Genomic DNA, 21730 nt, shown 5'->3' with positions numbered 1-21730 from the left:
GCATACCAAAAACTTGTGTGCGATTTGTGAAAAAACGATGTGTCTTTTGTAATATATGGAACAAAAAAGATGTGTAGTCCTATCTACACATCTCCAATCATTCACAACCTGTAATTAATAAATCATCTTCTAACTTAACTAATAATGTATCTGTATTAACTTGCTGTCCAACAACTACATTTACTAATCTTATGTTTCCACTGATACCGATCGCAACTTTTTCAAGTTCACCGTTATTTTTTCGGATCATCATTAACTTTTCCCACTCATATACGTAAGAAGATTCATTAACAAAAATCTCTTCTACTTTTCCTTCATAAGAACTATAAATCTCTTCCATTCTCGTTTTCATATAAAATCTACTCCCTATTTCACACTTCAATATTTTCATCTTATTCTACCATTCTTACGGAGCGCAGCTTACTTTTTAAAAATTCAAATTAACTACCGTGAACAAAATGACCAAAATAAAAATTATGCTTCTAATGATGTTATTCCTCAAATTATTTACCATTTGAATGAATGATTTTATGATAAACAAAAAACATTTATCTGAATTTTCATCACATTTTGAAAGCGTAACCATTTTTGAGGGGGAGATTATATGTTAGCACTACTTGGATTTGCGATGATATTTGTCTTTATGTTTTTAATTATGACGAAACGTATGTCTGCACTAGTCGCATTAATATTAATTCCAATTACTTTCGCTTTAATTGGTGGTTTTTATGCAAATATGGGCCCTATGATGTTAGAAGGGGTTCAAAAACTAGCACCTACTGGTATTATGCTTATGTTTGCTATTTTATATTTTGGAATTATGATTGATAGTGGTTTATTCGATCCTGTCATTAGTCGGATTTTGAAATTTGTAAAAGGAGATCCTTTAAAAATTGTTGTTGGTACAGCGATTCTTACGATTATCGTTTCATTAGATGGGGATGGAACAACAACGTATATGATTACTGTTTCCGCAATGTACCCACTATATAAACGCCTTGGAATGAATCCACTTATATTAGCTGGCGTTGTTATGTTAGGGGCAGGAATTACAAATCTTACACCATGGGGTGGACCAACAGCTCGGGTTATGAGTGCTCTTGGACTAGACGCATCAGAGCTCTTTACACCACTTATACCAGGAATGATTGCTGGTGCCATTTGGGTCGTTTTCGTTGCTTACTATCTTGGAAAAAAAGAAAGAAAACGTTTAGGAATTATGGATGCACAACATTTAAAACAAATGCAAACGATGGATGAGCAAGCTGCCACAGTAGAATCTGCTATTCATAAGCGCCCTAAACTTCTATGGATTAACTTTTTATTAACCGCTACTTTACTTGTCTGTCTCGTACTAGAAGTTATGCCTTTACCTGTTTTATTTACAATCTCTTTCGCTATTGCTGTCATGATTAATTATCCGAACTTAGAACAACAGAAAGAACGTATTGCTTCTCACGCAGGAAATGTATTAGCGGTTGTTTCTCTCGTATTTGCCGCTGGAATTTTCACTGGTATTTTATCAGGAACAAAAATGGTGGATGCAATGGCTCAAAGTGTAGTCACTCTTATACCAGATGCTCTTGGACCACAACTGCCAATTATTACAGCACTTCTTAGTATGCCGTTCACATTTTTCATGTCCAACGATGCTTTTTACTTCGGCGTATTACCTATTTTAACGAAAGCTGCCGCTGCTTATGGAATTAGTGCAGCTGAAATGGGGCGCGCTTCATTACTCGGGCAACCCGTTCACTTATTAAGTCCTCTTGTCGCATCCACTTATTTATTAGTCGGGATGGCTAAAGTTGATTTTGGTGAACACCAACGCTTCACTTTATTATGGGCAGTTGGAACGACAATGGTGATGTTGATTACTGGAATTGTAATTGGGATTATTCCAATATAAAATAAAAAAACAGTAGAGGACACATATCCCCTACTGTTTTTTATTATGAAGAAATAAGAAAATACCTTCTTTCTGGTCTCCCAACGCTCCCATATGTAAGCTCCGCATGTACTTTCTTTCCTGATATTAAATACTCTAAATAACGCCTCGCTGTCGACCTGCTTACTCCTACCATCATACTTAACATTTCTGCTGTAATTCCTTCTTCATTCACTGTTGACATATGCTTTTTTATTTTTGCTAAAGTTAAAGGATCTATTCCTTTCGGGGCATATTCTATTTCATTTCCCTTTACGCCTCTTTGAGACCATAAATGTTCTATTTGTTCTGTAGATAATTGATTATTTTTCTTTAACTGCACAAGCTTTTTTTTGTAACTTTCCAAACTCGCTTTAAATCGATCAAACATAAGTGGCTTTACGATGTAATCTGTTACTCCGCCTCGTAAAGCGTGCCTCACTATATCTGTTTCCGATGCAGCTGTAATCATAATAATATCTGTATCATGTAAATTATGCCTAATATACGTGACAAGTTCCGTACCTTGCATATCAGGTAAGTACACGTCTAATAAAACGAGCTGTGGTTTCACAAGATCTAGCCATTCTTTCGCTTGTTCTCCAGTCGTTGCTGTTCCAATTACTTTAAATCCCTCAACCTTTTCAGTAAAACGACGATGAATGTCCGCAATTCGAATATCATCCTCTACAACCAATACTTCAATCTCCTCACCCATTACAATTCGCCTCTCTCTTTTGGTAATGCGATAATAAATAATGCACCACCTAAATCCCCTTTTTCGATTGCAATACTTCCATTTAAATCTTCTACTAACTCTTTCACTTTTGCTAACCCATATCCTCGCTTCCCGCCCTCTTTCGTCGAGAAGCCTTTATAGAATATGCTAGTAATGACTTCATCATGAATCCCTTGTCCTGAATCTTCCACTTCAATTACTATTTCTTCTCCAATATCAGTTACAAACATTCTTACCTTCTTATCATTCTCTTCATTTCTTTCAATTGCTTCAAATGCATTCGTAATTAAATTCCCTAAAATAGAAACGACATAATTACTCTCAATATGCGGGCTTAATTTTTCTAAGCTACTTTCACGATCTAGCATAAAATCAATCTTCAACTCTCTTGCTCTATTATAGAATCCAATTAAAATCCCACCTAACCATGGGTTTTGAATTCGCTTCATAATGAATTGGACAAAATCTTGATATATCGCTGTTTCCTTATGAATTAGCTCTAAAGCATCTTCATATGATTCTAACTGAATAAGACCTGAAAGCGTATATAACAAGTTGTTATATTCATGTGTTTGTGCTCGTAATGCCTCTGTATATTGCTTCGTCTGAGATAATTCTGCTGTTAACTGATCCATTTCAGATTTCAAACGTAAGCTCGATACAACGCCAGTTACTTTATTCTTTACTTTAATAGGTAGACGGTTCGCAATCACAGCCTGCCCTTTTATACTTAATTGACGATCAAACTGTTCTTCACCAGTTTGAAGTACATCTAATATCGTTGAATTAGGAATTATATTTAAAATAAATTCTCCAATAATATTTCGTTGTTCATCTAGCGAAAGAATATCATAGGCTGCTTGATTAACTAAACTAATTATGCCATTTTGATCAATAACAATAATCCCTTCACGTACAGATTGAATCACTGTACTATGCTCTTCATATAAAGATGAAATTTCTTCTGGCTCCATCCCAAACATCATTCTTTTTATACTTCCCGCTAAATATATAGAACCAATTACCCCGATTAAAAGACCTATTATTGTAATCCAAAATACACGCTTTCCATATACTTCTACCGCTCCATGAATATCATCCATTGAAAATCCAACAGACACTACACCTATAATTTCATTTTCCTGATTACGTATTGGAACTTTCCCGCGTAATGAAGGGCCTAATGATCCAGTTGCTCTCGAAACATAAGATTTCCCTTCTAATAGAACCCCTTCATTATCTCCACCAACCATTGCTGCTCCTATTTTATCTCGCTCTGGATGTGCATATCGAATTCCCTCTTTGTTTCCAACTACAATAAAATCAGCATCTGTATCAATTCGAATTTTCTCTGCAATTGGTTGAATGATAGAAGCTGGGTTCTCTTTTTGAAAAGCTTCTTTTATTTCAGGTATAGCAGCAACGGTTTTCGCAACATGCAAAGCACGTTTCCCAATTTGCTCTTCTACCGTTTCAGACAATATGTAATAAAATAAATAGCTTGTTAACAGAAGTACAACTAAAATAAGTGTACTAATTGTTAAAGTAATTCTCGGTTGTAGTTTTAATTTTTTCAATTTCAAAACCATTCCCCTAACACAATTAAAGATAGAATTTAAAGAATATACAGTCTTTTTTAATTATACTTAAATCATAACACGGTTACTCTATATTTCTTTCTTTTTCTCTTCATAAAGTGAAACTTTAATCCCCACTGATTATTAATTGAGCCAATCGGGAATTTACGATCAGTTGACCTCCCACCTAACTTCTTTACTCCATCCAAATTTTGAAGTGGGCGTTTTACTGCCCGTTAATACGGGATAAAAAAAAGAAACGAAGTACTATTACTACCTCGTTTCTTTTTTTTATTATACTTTAAATTTCCCAATCATCTCTTGTAATTCTTCTGCCATTTGCGATAAATGAACTGCCGCTGCATTGATTTCATCTACTGAAGCTAATTGTTCTTCTGAAGAGCCTGCAATATTTTGAACGCTTGCTGCATTTTCTTCAATCGTAGCTGCAATTTCATTAATAGATGCACTAACTTGTTTTGCATCTACTGTCATTTGTTTCGCTACTTCTACCATATTATCAATTTGTACAACTGTATCATCTGTAGATTTCAATATTTCAGCAAAGCTTTGCTTCGTTTCATTTGCAACTACAAGTCCTGATTGTACTTCTGTTCCAACTTGCTTCATAGAACTTACCGTTTCTTTTATGTCAAATTGTATCTCTTTTACTAGCTTTCCAATTTCCGTAGAAGACTGTCCTGATTGTTCTGCTAACTTTCGCACTTCATCTGCTACAATGGCAAATCCTCTTCCTTGTTCTCCAGCTCTCGCAGCCTCAATTGCAGCATTTAATGCTAATAAATTGGTCTGCTCTGCAATATGTTGAATCACCTCAAGGATTGCTCCAATTTGTTTCGACTTATCATCTAATAAAACAATTACTTTATCTGATTGTGAAACAGAATCATGGATTAATTGCATTTGATTCACAGTTTGTTCAACTAACTTTCCACCATCTTCAGCCTTTTTCTTCGTATACATAGATGCTGTGGATACTAATGAAGAACTATCTGCAACACGCTGAATTCCTTCTGTAACTTCTTCTAATAATGTTGCACCTTCTTCTACTTCTTTCGTTTGTATTTCCGCTCCGCTCGACACTTGCTCTATTGCTTGTGTAATTTGTTCCGTCGCTTCACTCGTCTGCTTCATACTAGCTGTTAATTCTTCTGAAGATGCCGCTACATGACTTGCTGAAGTATTTATATTAGAAATGACCTCCTGTAATGATGCTGCCATCTCGTTAAAGCTTTCTCCTAGCTGTCCAATTTCATCTTTAGAATGAACTGTAATGGATTCTGTTAAATCACCTTCACTAATTTTTTTCGATGATGTAACAAGCTGTTTTAACGGATTGATAATAGAAGCAATGATGAAGTAAATTAAAATCCCGCCAATTACTAATGAAATACCAATAACAGTTATTGTTTTATAGAAAATAGGGTTAGCTGCTTCGATAATTTCTTTTGAAGGCATAATTCCTGCTAATTTCCATCCAGTTATCTTATTTGTTTTAAAAGTGATATGACGCTCTTCACCATCTAATGTGAAATTAAAATCACCTGTTTCTTGTTTGTACAACTCTTTTTCAAGCTTCTCTTCTATCTTATCCCCTGGCTTCATTGTTGGATGTGCTACCACATTTTTATCTTGATCAAAAATTGCTACATATCCTTTTTTACCGATATTAACCATCTTTGAAGTGTTTACGATATCATTAATAATTAAATCAATACCGAGAACACCGCTCTTATCCTCATTTTGTTTTGCTATTGTAATAACAATATTTCCTGTCGTTTTTGATTTATATGGAGCTGTAATAATTACTTCTCCACTTTTTTTCACTGCCTCTTTATACCAATCTCTTTCTGTAGGATTATATCCTTCTGGCATTTGAATAGACGGTGATTGAATAAACTGCCCATTGCTCGATCCAGTATAGATGGCTTCCAGTTCTGGATGTAACTTATTATATTCTTCTAGTTTATTTTGGATATTTTGTATTTGATCCGTTTGGTAACTTGATTGTGTAAATAATTTCGTAAAATAAACTGCATCTACTTTTTTACTATCCAATTCTTTATTAATTACATTATCCAAAATTTTTATATTATCTTTCGCCGTTTGTGAAATCGTTTCATTAAAGTTTGTCTTCGCTTGCTGATAAGACGTCCAACCAATTACAATACTTGGAAGAATTAAAATGATAACAAATGACACAAGTAACTTTGCTTTTAAACTACTACTCCTTAATTTCCCTTGAAACATATTTCTACCCCTCCATACCGTTTTAAATGTATTATCTCACATTTAATTTATTTATATAAATTACACGATTAATTGTATTAACTCTTTGTCTCTTTTTCTATTAAAGAATTAATACATACCTTTTTCATTCTATATAAATTAAATAATTAAAACAATATATAAAAATGTATATTATTCGAAATATTATAATCCACAGAAGAACCTCTAGTATCGCACTTACTAGAGGTCCCTCCCACTTTACTATTCTTTCTCTTTTTCTACTTCCTTTTTCTCATCTTCTACTACAGATACAACAGGTTTATCGCTTGATAATTGCTGTACTGCTCCTTTTCCAGCAAATCCTTCTAATAACTCTTTTAAATCAATGCCAGAAGATGCTTTTAATGTTTCTTGCATCGTTGCCATTAAATCAGTCGCATAACCTGCAACTTTTCCGGCGCCGCTATTTTTACCACCGCCGCCTGTATCAACAACTGTAATTTTATCAATATTGCTAAGTGGGCTTGCAACTTCCTTCGCATAACTTGGAAGCATTTTAAGAACCATATCCATAATTGCCGCTTGGCCATATAACTCAAATGCCTCTGCAATTTTTTGTTTCGCTTCTGCTTCTGCTAAACCTTTTAGCCTAATAACATCTGCTTCCGCTGTACCTTGTGCTTTTTGTACTTCTGCTTTTGCTTGACCTTGCGCTTTTTCAATTTCTGCCTTCGCTAAACCTTCTACACGTACTTCTTCTGCACGAGCTCTCGCTTCCGCTTCAATCTTATATTGATCCGCATCTGCCTTTTTAATTTGTTTTACTTTTTCTGCTTCCGCTGATTGCTCAACAGCATAGCGATCTGCATCTGCTTTTTTCTTTACTTCTGCATCGTATTGCTTTTCACGACGCGCAATCTCTTTTTCCTCTAATTCAATTTGTTTCTCACGCTCAATGATTTTAACGCGCATTTGTTCTTCTGTAACACCTTGTTGTGCTTTCGCTTGTTGTAATTCGTAAGAAAGATCCGCGTCTGCTCGAGCTTGTTCTTGCTCTCTCTTATAAGATTGTACTTTTAATTCTTTATGTTTTTCAGCTTCAGCGATTTGAGCATCACGCTGATATTCAGCTTCTTTTGCTTCTTTCTCAGCACGAGCCTTTTCAATACGAGCTTCTTTTTCACGCTCTGCATTCGCAATTGTTGCATCACGCTTAACTGTTGCAATTTGCGGCTGACCAAGTGCATCTAAGTAACCATTCTTATCCATAATTTCTTTAATTGTAAAGGAAACGATGCGAAGACCCATTTTCTTTAAATCAGTAGAAGCTACTTCATGTACTTTTTGAGCAAATTGCTCTCTATTACTATACGCATCTTCTACTGTCATAGAAGATAAAATCGCACGTAAATGACCTTCTAAAACTTCTTTTGCTTCTACTTTTAACTCTTCTGTTTCTTTTCCTAAATATTGCTCAGCTGCTGTGGATACTTCTTCAATCGTAGAACCTACTTTAATAATAGAAACACCATTTACTGTAACTGGAACACCTTGCTTCGTATACGTATCACGTGTACCCACTTCTAACTTGTAGTTTAATAGGCTTAAAGGCTCTGCTCGTTGCATAATTGGAACTACGAATGTACCGCCACCGCGAATAATCTTAATCTTCTTTCCATCATCAGTGGTAACTACATTTTTTCCGCCACCAAGCCAGTTCCCTGTAACAATTAACGCTTCATCTGGTCCAACTGTTCGATACTTCGTAATGAATACTAAAATGAGTAGAATTAAAATTGCGAGTAACACTCCACCAATAATTAATGGAATCGTCATGTAAATTCCCCCTTATAATTTTGGTTTTTTTAAAGAATAAGCGATGTTTTGTACAAGCAAAACACCATCTTGGACTCCCTCGATAATAACCTCAGTTCCTTGTGAAATATCTTTTTTCCCAATTGTTTTGGCTGGAATTGCATTACTTCCAAATTGAGAGGAGATTAATACTTCTCCAAATCCTTCTATAGGAATTGTCGTAATGACTTCTCCCTTGCAACCTATAAATTCATCCATACGTTGCACAGTATTTTGTTCTGCTTCTGCAATCGGCTTTAAAATTAGTATTTTCATTATGAATACACCAATAAAGGATATAGCACATGCAGCCCCGAAAATAAGAATGCTATTAAAGGAAAATAAATATTCTCCTATATAACTAAGTCCGCATAACATGGCGAAAAAACTAAGTAATAAAGTAACAACGGATACCGATCCGCCCCCAAAACTAAATATGGATTCAAATATATCTCCAAAAAAGATATAAATAACAGTGAGTATAGTAGCAATAATAAATCCGTATAAATAAATTGTTTCAAGTGGATAACCAAACAAAACCATTTCTTATCCCCCTCTCTTAAACAATCCCTTTTTTGTTATGTGTATGCCCCACCTCTTTCAAAGATTATTGTTCTTAATTTTCAGTTATTTAACTTTTAAAGAAAAGCCTGTAAAACAGGTCTCTAAAAAAGAACAGGAGAAACCTATTGTGACAGGCTCCTCCTAGTAAATAACCGATATATTATATATCTATATAATATACTATTTTCCACAAAAAGTAAAGTTAAACATACATTGGAAAAGCACTTATTTTACTGATAATTCGTAAGTTCCATCGCCATTATCATATTTATATACATACAAATAATATTTACCTGGTTTTGCATTCATTTTTGCCTCTATATGATTTCCATTAGCTTGACCGTAAGTAGCATAATTTTGCATATCTGATTCATGGTGAAGCACCCATGTCATCCCGATTCCATACTCATTTAAAACGGAAATATCGATATCTTTCGCTGATGCTACATTAAATGTATAAACATCAGTGTGATCTCCGCCAATAAGGCTACCTTTTATAGTAGTGTTTAGCCCAATATGATTCGCTTCCTCTGGACGATTATTTGGTTCTGATTCTGTTAAACTTCCATCTTTAATCGTAACAGTTGTTTCGCTTCTGCTCTCTTCCCCTTTATCATCTTTTACTAGTAACGCAACTTTGTAAGTTCCTTCTCTTTCATATGCATGTACTGGATTAACCTCTGCACTTGTGCTTCCATCTCCAAAGTCCCATAAATAAGAAACGATTTGTCCATCTTCATCTTTTGAGCCATCACTTTTAAATTGAATACCTTCTTTTATAAGACCATTATAAGGACCATTTATATGAACCGTTGGAGCTTTATTTTCTCCGTCATCTTTTGCGATACCATGGAAAACTACATCATATTCAAATTGATTTGAGCTATTCACACGGTAATTGACGAAGTATGCTGTAACAGTTTTGTAGCCACTCCATTCTTTTTGTGCTAGTTGTTCTAAAGCTTCATTTACTTTCTTACTCATTGCTTTCCAATCTTCTGATTCACCTTTTGTTACAGTACCTGTAAATGTGCCTTCTAGTGTAAATGTATTAAAGAATTGGGAGCTATGTTTTGTCATTTTTGCATCTTTCATCGGTAACGTATCACTAATTTCCTTCTCTACTACTGTTAAAGATTTTGGTGCATGTTCAGCTAAATAATCATCTGCTACTTCCGGTACATTATATTTATCTTGATTATCGATTAGCTGCTGCATATACTCTTGATACTCTTTGTTTAGTTTAGAATCTTTACTTAAATTCTCACGATAAGCATCATAATTTTTCACGTCATTTGCACGAATTAAATCTTGAATTTTATCAAATATTTCAAATTGATGTGTATATAAATAAGATTGCAATGCGAACGAGTAATTATAGAAATCCCAAGAACCATATTTAGCAAATAATGTGCGCTCTGCTGTATAACGGCTTGCAGGATCAGATGATAATCCACTAATGATGCTCTTTCTCGGTACTACATTATTTGTACGAGTAGACCCTGCAAAAAATTCAGCATTCCCCTCTTGGAACCAAGTTAATCTCTCATTTTGATACATATCTCCTCTTCCAAATAAACCTGGCACTTCAAATCTCCCTTGAAGATAATGAGTAAACTCATGACGGAATAATTCTTCTAAACTATAAATACTTTGTTCTGGCGTACGCTCATATGTAAAGAATGTTCCTGTTTCTTCAATATAAATTCCACCGTTGTTTGTTTCATATCCATACAGTTGTCTATTTAACTGATACTCCTCTGGACTGTTATAAATTACTATCGTTAATACATCATCTGCATTGCCTGGCTCTAACGCTTTGTCATTTCCAATTACACGATGATACTGTGCTTTTACTTCCTTCGCAGCCCAGTATAGTCTCTTAATTTTTTCTTCCGATACTTTATCCCCTGTTTTAAACACGATAGATCCATCATCGAATGTGTATGTTTTTGGTAAGTACTGTTCTTTTCCTTCTTTACGTATTTTCTCTAAATCTACTGCATTGCCGCTATAATCTTTCCCATTGTAATTTGTTGTAATCTGTTCTACTGCAACAAAATATGGCTCACTTAAACGCGGATACATATGCATTGCTTGTGTAACAACCTCTAATCCTTTATTTGGATTACTATGAAACTTCCCTAAACGGCTAGCGAAATAAATTCCATTATTAACGAGCCACTTATTTTCTGGTGTTACTTCATTTAGAAGAGCGATACGATTTATTTCATTAATAAATCCATCTATTTTCCCATACCACATCGTTTCGTTCGCTTCTTTACGAGCCTCAATTAAGTATGACTGTATATCATAATCAATACCTTGCATCATATCGTATACAGCTTGTCCTTTCATACGATCGTCTACATACGTACGAAGATTATCATTGTATTGTTTTAAAATATTAGCTGCATATTGAACCGTTTCAACATCACTTGAAGCATTACTGATTAATTTACCGTATGCCGATACGACTGAATCTTGCTCATATGTACCGAGCTTAAAGTTTGGATTGGTTGCGATTGCTTTTAAAGCAGGTAAACATTTATCCTGGAAGCTTCTCTCATTTAAATCACTTAATTCATTATTGTAAAATGCAAGATAAAAAGCTGAACGTAACACTTCCGTAAACGTTTGAATTCCTTTTGAATCATCTTTCGTAAATGTACTACCTCGATGAGCTAATTCATCTATAACTACTTGCATTTTTCCTTTGTCTTTATAAAAAGCCTTTGCATCTTCATTGAACTGGAATAAGTCTGTAATTTGATTCCACTTAATACTTCCTAACGTTTCAACTAATTCTTGATCATTCATTTTGTTTAAATCAGCCATTGAATAGCTTTCTTTCATTTGCTTTACTTCTGAGCTCTTCATAATAGATGCTGGTCGCTGCGAAAAATCTCCTACTTTTAACCGTTCTTGAAATGATAATGTCTCCTCTGCTTTAGAAACGTGCCCAATCTCATCTACTGGTTTTTCAATTCCAACTGGTTTCGAATGCAATACATTATATGGCACATTTTCTTCTGCTGATACATGAGTTTGAATTGCCCCCAGTGATAGAGCCATTGTACTAATGCTAAGCATTATTTTATTAATTTTTGATTTCTTGTTCATATCCTTGCCCCCTATTTAAATATTCCATCCAAGAATTTAACATAAAATCTAGATATAAAAATATAAAATGCAATATTTCATATTATTTCTCCTAATATTTTGTACATAAAGTGAACACTCTTACCTTTATCTCCTCTCCAATAGTTACGAATCTATAGCGATTAAACCGCCCTTTTCCATGCGTTAAAAAGGGAATTTTTTGACAATTTAACTTTTAATTGTTATGATTAATATAATTGTTAACTTTATTAAACAAGGGTGGGATTCTATGATAAAAAAAGAGAACAGTGTATTTTATATCTCCATCTTGCTAACAACATTATTCATCATATGGGGAATTACCCCGGCAAGTTGGATACAAGGCTATGATTTACAAAGCGTTACATCATCTTTAAACTCATTTATCCTCAATAAATTTGGATGGTTTTACTCTCTACTTATGACCGCAATGATTATGTTAGCCACTTATTTAGCATTTTCTAAGTACGGTTCTATTCGTCTTGGTAAGGATGGAGAACAACCAAAGTATAGTTATCCATCTTGGCTATCCATGTTGTTTGGGGCAGGAATGGGAATTGGACTCCTCTTTTATGGAATCGCTGAACCGATTTCACATTTTACAGATCCACTAACAGGAAAAGCAGGTACAGAGGAAAGCGCCAAGCTCGCTATGCAATATTCATTTTTCCACTGGGGTCTCTTTCCATGGTCACTATACGCAATGGTTGCTTTAACAATTGCATATTTCACATTCCGCAAACAAAAAGGTAGCACAATTGGGGCTACAGTTACTCCATTATTTAATCGATCGAAAAATTCTCCTATCGGAAAAACAGTCGATATTTTAGCTGTTTTAGCCACAGTATTCGGTATTGTGCCATCTGTTGGGATTGGTGCTCAACAAATCGCCGGAGGATTAAGCTATTTATTCCCTTCTATTCATAACACTTTACTTACACAGCTCATACTTATTGCCATCTTCGCTGTTTTATATTTAACAAGCGCACAAACGGGCTTAGATCGTGGGATTAAATACTTGAGTAACTTAAATTTCTCTCTTGCAGGTATATTACTCGTCTCCTTTTTACTTTTAGGACCAACAGTATTTATTATGAAATATTTCACATCTACACTCGGTTCTTATATCGGAGCCTTACCTAGTATGGGATTAAATTTAGGAGCATTTAATGAAAAATCTTCTTCTTGGATTGAAAACTGGACTATTTTCTATTGGGGATGGTGGATCTCTTGGTCTCCATTCGTCGGTACATTCATCGCTCGTATTTCTAAAGGGCGCACAATAAAAGAATTTATTATTGGAGTTGTATTAGTCCCAACTCTTATCTGTACATTTTGGTTTGCAGTATTTGGCGGTACCGCTATCCATATGGAAATGTTCCAATCGCTTGGAATAGCTGATGAAATCGCAAAAAACGGTACAGAGATTGGATTATTTGCTGTTATTTCACACCTACCATTCTCTACATTTTTAACAATTATCGGGTTAATTTTAGTAGCCACATTTTTCGTTACTTCTGCAGACTCGGCAACATTTGTTGTTTCCATGCAAACGAGCAACGGAAGCTTATCACCGAAAAATAGTTTAAAACTTATATGGGGATTAACAATCGCGATAATTGCAGCTATTTTATTACAAGCTGGAGGATTAAATGCACTGCAAATTGCAGCTATAATTGCAGCACTACCATTTTCTATCGTAGTCGTCCTTATGGTTACTTCGCTCTTTAAAGAGCTGCGAAAAGAAGATGTTAATTCGCAAACGAAAGAAGTTCCGAAAAAAATAAAAAAGGTTATGTAACAATTAACACCTCTTCTTTTAGAAGAGGTGTTTTCCACATTCATTTCATTTATTCCCCTAAAACACATAAAACCTACTTGTTTTATATGAATTATATGTTATTATAAAGGAAATAAATTGAATCTTTTTACATTTTTTACTAACAATTAATCTTTTTTTCTTGATATCTAAATGAAAGGAGGTTGTCCATGTGGAAATAGACATTAATTTTATGAGGGAACAAATCCCACTATTTCTAGATAGTGCACTATTAACTTTAAAGATTGCATGTATCGCCATTATCATTTCATTACTTGTTGCGAGTATAAATGGTTTAATTCTATTCTTTCGAATTCGCATTCTACATACATTCATTCGTACTTATGTGGAAGTAGCCCGAAATACACCTTTACTCATTCAATTATTTTTCTTATATTTCGGCTTACCATCATTAGGTATTACATTATCTAATTTTTCAATCGCCTTACTTGCAATGTGCTTTTTAGGTGGTGGGTATATGACAGAAGTCATTCGATCTGGTCTCGATTCAATATCCAAAAGCCAAGTAGAATCAGGATATGCCATCGGATTAAATAAATGGCAACTATTTAGATTTGTAGTTTTACCGCAAGCTACAACTATTTCTGCACCAGCCTTATTTGCAAATTTTATCTTTTTATTAAAAGAAACATCTATCGTTTCTGCAATCGCTGTTCCTGAATTGTTGTATACAACAACAAATTTGATCTCAATTTATTACAAAACATCTGAGATGCTCATCATGTTAACTACTTCCTATATCTTTCTGTTTGTACCACTATCATTTCTACTATCTTGGTTAGAAAGGAGAAATCGTTATGGGCAATTCGGGCATTAATCTACTAATAGAATCGCTCCCGCAATTGCTAAAGGGACTAGAACAAACATTATTAATTGCATTATTTACTATTATCATTAGTACAATTGGCGGCATTCTATTTGGAATTATTCGTACATCAAAGACTACTATTTTAAGATTCATTTCAAGAACTTATATTGAATTATTTCGTTCTATTCCAATCCTTGTTTGGTTGTTTCTTTTCTTTTTTGGTCTTCCAATCGCTCTTGGAATAGATGTTTCTAGTACAGTAGCTGCTATTACAGCTCTATCATTATGGGGAATCACAGAAATTGGAGAAATTGTAAGAGGAGCACTTCAGTCCTTACCCAAAGGGCAAGTGGAAGCTGGAAAATCTATCGGAATGAATCAGAAGCAATTATACCAATATGTACTCATTCCTCAAACAATACGGCGAATGATTCCAGCTACAATAAACATCTTCATTCGTATTATTCAAACAACATCTTTGACCGTTTTAATTGGTGTAACTGAAGTCATAAAAGCTGGGCAGCAAATTGTGGAGCGAACAGGAGAAGCATTTCTTATATATGGCTGCTTATTTATTTTTTATTTCTTACTTTGCTATCCATTATCTATTTGGTCAAGAAAATTAGAAACAAGATGGATATAGACAATTCAATAGTTTGAGAGGAGAAGAAATATGACTGCTCCATTGTTACAATTACAAAACATCTATAAGTCATATGGTGATAACCCTGTTTTAAGAGACGTTAGCTTACAAGTATCTTCCGGAGAAGTCATCGTTATCTTAGGACCAAGTGGCTGCGGAAAAAGTACATTGTTGAGATGCTTAAATGGTCTTGAGGATATACAAAGTGGGCAAATGCTTTTTCATAACGCTCCCCTTCCGAAAAACGATGTTAACTGGCAAAAACTTCGTCAAAAAATCGGAATGGTCTTTCAAAGTTATCATTTATTTCCGCATATGACTGTTTTAGAAAATATTTTACTCGGTCCTCTAAAAGTACAAAAACGAAATAGAAATGAAGTATTGAAGCAAGCGGAACAATTATTACTAAAGGTAGGTTTACTAGAGAAAAAAGATGCCTATCCAAGAGAGTTATCTGGCGGGCAACAACAGCGTATTGCAATTGTTCGCACTCTCTGTATGAATCCTGAAGTCATTTTATTTGATGAAGTAACAGCTGCATTAGACCCTGAAATGGTCAAAGAAGTATTAGAAGTCATTATGAACTTAGCTAAACAAGGTATGACAATGCTAATCGTCACTCATGAAATGGGATTTGCAAAAGCTGTTGCTGATCGAATTATTTTCATGGATAAAGGAGAAATTTGTGAAACAGGAGATCCAACTACTTTTTTCACATCCCCACAAACAGAGCGTGCGCAACATTTCTTAAATCAATTTTTCTATATTGAAACGGTGAAAGGAAGAGATATTATATGAAAAAATTACTAACATTTATTATTATCGGACTGCTTTCTATTTTAGTCGTTGCATGTGGTTCAAATGAAAAGAAAACAGAAAAAACCTCGGCAAAACCAAGTGGGAAAATTGAGCAAATAAAAGAGCGCGGTGAACTAGTAGTTGCCGTTTTTACAGATAAACCACCGTTCGGTTACGTTGACAAAGATGGTAAAAATGTTGGATTTGAAATTGATATGGCAAAACAGTTTGCAAAAGACTTATTAGGTGATGAATCAAAAGTGAAATTTGTTCCTGTTGAAGCAGCAAGCCGTATTCCATACTTACAATCTGATAAAGTAGATTTTGTATTAGCAAATATGACTGCAACAGATGAGCGAAAAAAGGTAGTTGATTTTACAAATCCACATTTAAAAGTAGCTGTACAAGTGCTTGTTAAAGACGGTAGTCCTATTCAATCAGTAAAAGATTTAGAAGGAAAAAAAGTAATTGTAACAAAGGGTACAACTGCAGATATTTATTTAACAAAGAATATGAAAAACGTAGAATTGATTAAATTTGATAAAAATACAGAAGCGTTACAAGCACTAAAAGATGGCCGTGCTGATGCATATGCTCAAGATAATCTTGTCCTTCTATCTTGGGCAAACAAAAACCCTGGATTCCACTTATTAAAAGACAAATTAGGTGGAGATGACTTAATTGCTATAGCAGTGAAGAAAGGCAACAAAGAAGTGCATGATTGGGTAAATAAGGAGCTTGAAAAACTAGGAAAAGAAAACTTCCTACATACACTATATGACAAACATTTAAAAGAAGAATTCGGTCCTCAAATTAGTCCTGCATCCGTTATTACTGAGGGCGGCAAAGTAAATTAAATAAACCCCATTCGTATGAAAAATATATTTCATACGAATGGGGTTTTACTCTATTATATAGTGTTGTAAACATGCTTTTTCCTCAAAGCCTACTTTCTTGTACAATCTCATCGCACGCTCATTATTCGTATTCAAACATAATACTATCTCTCTCATCCCTTGGAAGGAGAAAATATACTGAATTGCAGCTTGTAATAACCGCTCTCCGACACCTTTTCCATTTATCTCCTTCTAAAAAAGACATCATCGTAAGCATATTTCAAAATGAAATCGCCATGATAATGTCTTCTCAAAAACTCATATAATAATCTTACGTTATAATAAAATAAAACGTTTTTATTTCTTAAATAATCTCTTTCTAAATATAAACACACTCAGTGCTGAAAGAACTAACGTTATGCCTGAAAGTAATGTTGATGTATTCTCTTGTCCACCTGTTGCTCCTAATGATTTCTTACTTTCTTCTTGCTTATTAACAGCTAGTTTATTCTCTTTCACGTTTTGATTCTCTACTACTTTTTCTTTCACAGCTTGATTGTTCACGCTTTGGTCTTGAACTGCTACTGATTGATTTAATGCGTCTTTTGAACCTTCCATTTCTTTTGTTGGTTCTTTTACCTTAGCTTTTGATCCTTCAACTTCTTTTGCTGGTTCTTTTACTTTTTCTTTCGATTCTTCAACTTCTTTTGTTGGCTCTTTTACTTCTTCTTTCGGTTCTTCAACTTCTTTTGACGGTTCCTTTACTTCTTCTTTTGGTTCTTCAACTTCTTTTACTGGTTCTTTCACTTCTTCTTTTGGTTCTTCAACTTCTTTTACTGGTTCTTTCACTTCTTCTTTCGGTTCTTCAACTTCTTTTACTGGTTCTTTCACTTCTTCTTTCGGTTCTTCAACTTCTTTTGTTGGCTCTTTTACTTCTTCTTTCGGTTCTTCAACTTCTTTTACTGGTTCTTTCACTTCTTCTTTTTCAATTATATTTTGAATTACCGTTCCGTTAAAAATTATACTAATTTCATCAGAATCCAAATCAAATTTATACACCTTTTCACCTGGGGTACTCCATTTTATTACCCCGTTATTAAACATCCCTCCCTCACTTGCCAATTGAATATTTTCAATACTTTCTCCTTCTAAATTATATATAGGAACTTGAATTTCTTCGTTTATTTTTGCATCATTTAAAATGATATTTTGTCTTCCCACATCAATTGTAAACCACTGACCTAATTGTATTAACGGCCTTACATCCCGAATCTCGTTTCCAGCTAATTTTAAACTAAGTAGGTCTAACATTGAGCCAAAAACTGATACATCTTTGATATGATTATCCGTAAGATTTAACCACTGTAAATTCTTCAATGAAGATAATGGGCTTATATCTTCAATTTGATTATGAGATATATTCACATCGTTCAACTTTTCTAAGTTCGAGATAAATTCGATATTCTTTAAACCTACTCCTTCTAAAGTGAGTTTTTCTAAGTTCGTCATGTACTCTAACCCTGTTATATCCTTTATCTCTTTTCCTTTTTCTTTAAGTACCTCTAATTTTTTAATCTGTAATAAATCTTCTTTTGTGATAGGAGCGTTTAAATTCTCTCTACCTAAACTCTCTTTATTAATATGTTGTTGTAAAGTTTTATCGAGAATTACATTTTCCTTTTGTTCATTATCCTCTTTTATTTCATCTAACCTTTCAACAACATTTTGAATCACTGTTCCATTAAACTTAATACGATTCTCTTCTGGCTTTATATCTAACATAAATTCGTATGTTTTTTCACCGGTAGTAATCCATTTAACAGAACCATTATTAACTATTCCATCTCCATTCTTTAATTGAATAGTATCGAGTGGCTCTTCTCGTAAATTATAGATAGGTATTTTAATTTCCTTATCTTTTTCTACATCATCTAAAAAGATTTTTTGTCTTTGAACATCAATGTACATTCTTTTTCCTAACTCTTGAACCGGTCTAACATCACGAATTTCGTTTGACCCTAGCTTTAAATCATATAAACCTGTTAATTGACTAAGTGGGGTTATATCTGAAATATAGTTTTCTTCTAAATTAAGCGATTGTACAGTAGACAATTTTGATAAAGGTTCGATGTTTTCTAATTCATTTTTAGCAAGATCTAACTCTATTAATTTTTTCATTGGTGTAAGATGTTCAATATTAGTAAGTCCATTGTTACTTAAAGATAATTTTTTTATGTTTTTTAATTGCTCAATCCCAGCAAGATTAGCATTACTAATTTGATTATTTGCTACTGTCAAAGTCTTTAAGGATGTTAATTTAAATAATGGTTTAATATCTTTTATATAATTACTATTTAAATCTAGCATTTTAATCTTCTTCATTTGACTCAATGGGCTTAAATCTGAAATTTTATTGTTTCTCAAACTTAAACTCTCAATATGTTCTAACTTAGCTAAAGGTCCAATATCATTAAGTTCACTATAAGTTATACTTAATGATTTTAATTGTCTCAAACCCGAGATAAAATGTATATTTTCTAACTTAACTTCTTCCAACGTTAAGTTTTCTAAGTTCGTCATATATTCTAGACCACTTACGTCTTTTATTCCTTTACTTTTAGCTTCGACGACTATTAAAGATTTAACTTTTAATAAATCTTCCTTAGTTATTGGCGTATTTAGATTCTCTCTATTTAAATTATATTTATTAATATGCCTTTGTAATTGCTTATCTACTATTACATTTCCGCTTTCATCCTGTTGATCCACTTTATCCTCTTTATTTTCCTTTTGTTTTTCTGGAACATTGTTTTCTAAATTTAAAATATTTACTTCAAACTGCACTTGATATTTATTATCATAGGCCATTGTCGGAATATAAATATGCATTTGCATATTATATCTTTTTCCTAATTCTCCAACTTCAAATTGAATAACCTGCTTCCCATTCTTCTTTTTGTCTTCTGATATGACCTTTACATCATGAAACACACCAGGAGTGTGAATATCCTCTGTTTTCAAGTATTTGAAGAAATCACTATCACTTAACGTTGCCGTTACGATTTTCTTTCCATTCTCAATTGTTAACTTAGGGTTCTTTATATAAACAGCTGCCATAGACTCTTCATTCGTTTTATCTTTATATGCTTTCATAACAGCATCATATGTACCATCTTCTAAAGTATGTCCAGATTTATTCATCTCAATTGCTACGGCTGCTAAAGCAGGCGTTGAGTACGCAGCAAATGGAAGTGATAACGCCGCAGCTATAATCATCGCATTTATATGTTTTCTTTTATTTTTTTTCAACTTTACATCTCCTCCAAAATATATAAATTTAAATGTAATCATATCTCGAATAAATGATAATGATTTTCATTTTCATTGTCAACTAGAAAAATAAAAAGTTTACAAAAAAATAACCCCTTCTTTAAGGGGTTATGCCATTTTCTCTCCTGATTCTTCTCTAAAGAAGCTCTTCATCGCGTGGAATACATCTGCTTTTTGCTTTAAAATATAATATCTGAAATTCTCATCTTTAATATTTTTATAGGCTGACATGAGGGTGCTGTGGCGGTTGTACTGATTCACTTCCCCATACCCAAACATATTGCACTTCTTCATCAACTCTTCAACAAGCTTTACACATCTAGCATTATCTGATGTTAAATTATCACCGTCTGAAAAATGGAATGGATAAATATTATAGCGGTCTGGTGAATATTTATTATCAATTAGCTCGAGTGCTTTTTTGTATACAGAGGAACAAATTGTTCCGCCACTTTCTCCTTTTGAGAAAAACTCTTCCTCTGGAACTACTTTTGCCTCCGTATGATGGGCAATAAATTCAATATCTACTGTTTCATACTTTGTGCGTAGAAATCTCGTCATCCAGAAAAAGAAGCTCCGTGCCATATATTTCTCCCATATTCCCATCGATCCACTCGTATCCATCATCGCTAATACAACAGCCTTTGAATCTGGCTTTAATACTTCATTCCAAGTGCGGAACTTTAAATCTTCTTGATGAATTGGATGGAAAGATGCTTTACCACGCATCGCATTTCGTTTATATGCGGATATCATCGTTCTTTTCTTATCGATGTTGCCCCATAATCCTGTTTTTCTAATATCATTAAATTCAACATGTTCAATTCGGTTTTCATCCATTTCTTTTCTCTTTAAATTAGGTAATTCTAATTCTTTGAAAAATGCTTGCTCTAATTCTAAAATAGAAACTTCAGCTTCATAATAATCTTCTCCAGCCGCATCCCCTGCTCCTTGCCCTTTTCCTGGTCCTTTTTGCTTTTGACCACCTGATCCATCTCTCGCAACGACATCACCAACTTTGCTATCACCATTTCCTTGCCCAACATGTTTGTTTTTATCATAATTGTACCTAATCTTATATTCATCTAAAGAGCGAATCGGTATTTTTACAACATCCTTACCATTAGACATAACAATGCTTTCTTCTGTTACAAGATCGGGTAAATTATTTTTAATTGCCTCTTGTACTTTCTCTTGATGGCGTTGTTGGTCGTCATATCCTTTGCGATGGAGGGACCAGTTTTCCTGTGAAATCGTATAATTTGGTTGGTTTTCTTCACCCATTTCTTTCCCTCCTTACTGTAATTGTCTTCCTATATGAACAGCAATCTAGAAATTTTGTTTTATACTGTGCCAGCTAGAATGAAAAGTAACTGCCCATCGAAAATCATCCCATAAACATATATAACGTTTTTCATATAAT

15 protein-coding genes and 2 pseudogenes are annotated in these 21730 nt (G+C 33.9%); 6 read left to right on the top strand and 11 right to left on the bottom strand.

Going from position 1 to position 21730, the window contains the following annotated elements; all coding sequences use genetic code 11:
- Nucleotides 1-97 precede the first annotated feature (97 nt).
- Entirely contained in the window at nt 98-352 is a 255-nt protein-coding gene (locus Q9B79_RS21680) for a hypothetical protein (protein ID WP_263703411.1), read from the bottom strand.
- Nucleotides 353-604: 252 nt separating this feature from the next.
- On the opposite strand from Q9B79_RS21680, the gene Q9B79_RS21675 reads away from it, so the two are divergent.
- Nucleotides 605-1909 (top strand): CitMHS family transporter, encoded by a 1305-nt coding sequence (locus Q9B79_RS21675; protein ID WP_306187509.1) that lies wholly within the window; start codon nt 605-607, stop codon nt 1907-1909.
- A gap of 43 nt (nt 1910-1952) precedes the next feature.
- On the opposite strand, the gene Q9B79_RS21670 is transcribed toward Q9B79_RS21675, so the two are convergent.
- The 7 genes and pseudogenes from Q9B79_RS21670 to colA form a co-directional block, all read right to left on the bottom strand.
- Nucleotides 1953-2645: a response regulator gene (locus Q9B79_RS21670; protein WP_306187507.1), complete on the bottom strand. Its 693-nt coding sequence runs from the start codon at nt 2643-2645 to the stop codon at nt 1953-1955.
- On the bottom strand, nt 2645-4255 hold the full coding sequence (locus tag Q9B79_RS21665; RefSeq protein ID WP_483861662.1) for an ATP-binding protein: 1611 nt from the start codon (nt 4253-4255) through the stop codon (nt 2645-2647). Before Q9B79_RS21665 ends, Q9B79_RS21670 begins: the two co-directional genes overlap by 1 nt.
- A gap of 282 nt (nt 4256-4537) precedes the next feature.
- On the bottom strand, nt 4538-5398 hold the full coding sequence (locus Q9B79_RS27040; protein WP_372339584.1) for a methyl-accepting chemotaxis protein: 861 nt from the start codon (nt 5396-5398) through the stop codon (nt 4538-4540).
- Between the two features lie 78 nt (nt 5399-5476).
- Nucleotides 5477-6514: pseudogene (locus Q9B79_RS27035) on the bottom strand (HAMP domain-containing protein); the annotation flags it as partial.
- A 240-nt stretch (nt 6515-6754) separates the two neighbouring features.
- A complete protein-coding gene (locus tag Q9B79_RS21655) occupies nt 6755-8329 on the bottom strand; it encodes a flotillin lipid rafts scaffold protein FloT (protein WP_002194340.1) in 1575 nt (524 codons plus the stop codon).
- 12 nt (nt 8330-8341) lie between these two features.
- Nucleotides 8342-8890, bottom strand: a complete 549-nt coding sequence (locus tag Q9B79_RS21650) for an NfeD family protein (RefSeq protein WP_306187500.1) — start codon at nt 8888-8890, stop codon at nt 8342-8344.
- 246 nt (nt 8891-9136) lie between these two features.
- Nucleotides 9137-12034, bottom strand: a complete 2898-nt coding sequence (gene colA, locus Q9B79_RS21645; protein WP_306187498.1) for a collagenase ColA — start codon at nt 12032-12034, stop codon at nt 9137-9139.
- A 268-nt stretch (nt 12035-12302) separates the two neighbouring features.
- Here colA and opuD point away from each other — a divergent pair, with 268 nt between their 5' ends.
- The 5 genes from opuD to Q9B79_RS21620 all read left to right on the top strand — a co-directional run bounded on the left by opuD (nt 12303) and on the right by Q9B79_RS21620 (nt 16998).
- Nucleotides 12303-13853, top strand: coding sequence for a glycine betaine transporter OpuD (opuD, locus tag Q9B79_RS21640; protein ID WP_306187496.1), 1551 nt, complete (start codon nt 12303-12305; stop codon nt 13851-13853).
- Nucleotides 13854-14043: 190 nt separating this feature from the next.
- The gene (locus Q9B79_RS21635; protein WP_306187494.1) at nt 14044-14709 is read left to right on the top strand and encodes an amino acid ABC transporter permease; all 666 of its coding nucleotides are present in this window, start codon (nt 14044-14046) and stop codon (nt 14707-14709) included.
- Nucleotides 14690-15343, top strand: coding sequence for an amino acid ABC transporter permease (locus tag Q9B79_RS21630; RefSeq protein ID WP_306187492.1), 654 nt, complete (start codon nt 14690-14692; stop codon nt 15341-15343). The genes Q9B79_RS21635 and Q9B79_RS21630 overlap by 20 nt, the downstream gene beginning before the upstream one ends.
- Before the next feature lie 30 nt (nt 15344-15373).
- On the top strand, nt 15374-16141 hold the full coding sequence (locus Q9B79_RS21625) for an amino acid ABC transporter ATP-binding protein (RefSeq protein WP_306187491.1): 768 nt from the start codon (nt 15374-15376) through the stop codon (nt 16139-16141).
- Nucleotides 16138-16998 (top strand): transporter substrate-binding domain-containing protein, encoded by an 861-nt coding sequence (locus Q9B79_RS21620; protein WP_306187490.1) that lies wholly within the window; start codon nt 16138-16140, stop codon nt 16996-16998. Before Q9B79_RS21625 ends, Q9B79_RS21620 begins: the two co-directional genes overlap by 4 nt.
- 45 nt (nt 16999-17043) lie before the next feature.
- Here Q9B79_RS21620 and Q9B79_RS21615 read toward each other — a convergent pair.
- From Q9B79_RS21615 to yhbH, 3 genes and pseudogenes are all read right to left on the bottom strand, one after another.
- Nucleotides 17044-17214: pseudogene (locus Q9B79_RS21615) on the bottom strand (GNAT family N-acetyltransferase); the annotation flags it as partial.
- Between the two features lie 120 nt (nt 17215-17334).
- On the bottom strand, nt 17335-20286 hold the full coding sequence (locus Q9B79_RS21610) for a leucine-rich repeat domain-containing protein (protein ID WP_306187489.1): 2952 nt from the start codon (nt 20284-20286) through the stop codon (nt 17335-17337).
- Nucleotides 20287-20415: 129 nt separating this feature from the next.
- Nucleotides 20416-21591 (bottom strand): sporulation protein YhbH, encoded by a 1176-nt coding sequence (gene yhbH / locus Q9B79_RS21605; protein ID WP_000503513.1) that lies wholly within the window; start codon nt 21589-21591, stop codon nt 20416-20418.
- Nucleotides 21592-21730 lie beyond the last annotated feature (139 nt).

Source organism: Bacillus sp. MHSD_36 (genome assembly GCF_030757775.1).
Lineage (GTDB): Bacteria > Bacillota > Bacilli > Bacillales > Bacillaceae_G > Bacillus_A.
This window is presented reverse-complemented; position numbering and strand designations above follow the sequence as displayed.

Excerpts from the sequence above, each read along its gene's own strand:
- Q9B79_RS21680 (WP_263703411.1), bottom strand. The coding sequence starts at position 352 with ATGAAAACGAGAATGGAAGAGATTTATAGTTCTTATGAAGGAAAAGTA.
- Q9B79_RS21675 (WP_306187509.1), top strand. The coding sequence starts at position 605 with ATGTTAGCACTACTTGGATTTGCGATGATATTTGTCTTTATGTTTTTA.
- Q9B79_RS21670 (WP_306187507.1), bottom strand. The coding sequence starts at position 2,645 with ATGGGTGAGGAGATTGAAGTATTGGTTGTAGAGGATGATATTCGAATT.
- Q9B79_RS21665 (WP_483861662.1), bottom strand. The coding sequence starts at position 4,255 with ATGGTTTTGAAATTGAAAAAATTAAAACTACAACCGAGAATTACTTTA.
- Q9B79_RS27040 (WP_372339584.1), bottom strand. The coding sequence starts at position 5,398 with ATGAAGCAGACGAGTGAAGCGACGGAACAAATTACACAAGCAATAGAG.
- Q9B79_RS21655 (WP_002194340.1), bottom strand. The coding sequence starts at position 8,329 with ATGACGATTCCATTAATTATTGGTGGAGTGTTACTCGCAATTTTAATT.
- Q9B79_RS21650 (WP_306187500.1), bottom strand. The coding sequence starts at position 8,890 with ATGGTTTTGTTTGGTTATCCACTTGAAACAATTTATTTATACGGATTT.
- colA (WP_306187498.1), bottom strand. The coding sequence starts at position 12,034 with ATGAACAAGAAATCAAAAATTAATAAAATAATGCTTAGCATTAGTACA.
- opuD (WP_306187496.1), top strand. The coding sequence starts at position 12,303 with ATGATAAAAAAAGAGAACAGTGTATTTTATATCTCCATCTTGCTAACA.
- Q9B79_RS21630 (WP_306187492.1), top strand. The coding sequence starts at position 14,690 with ATGGGCAATTCGGGCATTAATCTACTAATAGAATCGCTCCCGCAATTG.
- Q9B79_RS21625 (WP_306187491.1), top strand. The coding sequence starts at position 15,374 with ATGACTGCTCCATTGTTACAATTACAAAACATCTATAAGTCATATGGT.
- Q9B79_RS21620 (WP_306187490.1), top strand. The coding sequence starts at position 16,138 with ATGAAAAAATTACTAACATTTATTATTATCGGACTGCTTTCTATTTTA.
- yhbH (WP_000503513.1), bottom strand. The coding sequence starts at position 21,591 with ATGGGTGAAGAAAACCAACCAAATTATACGATTTCACAGGAAAACTGG.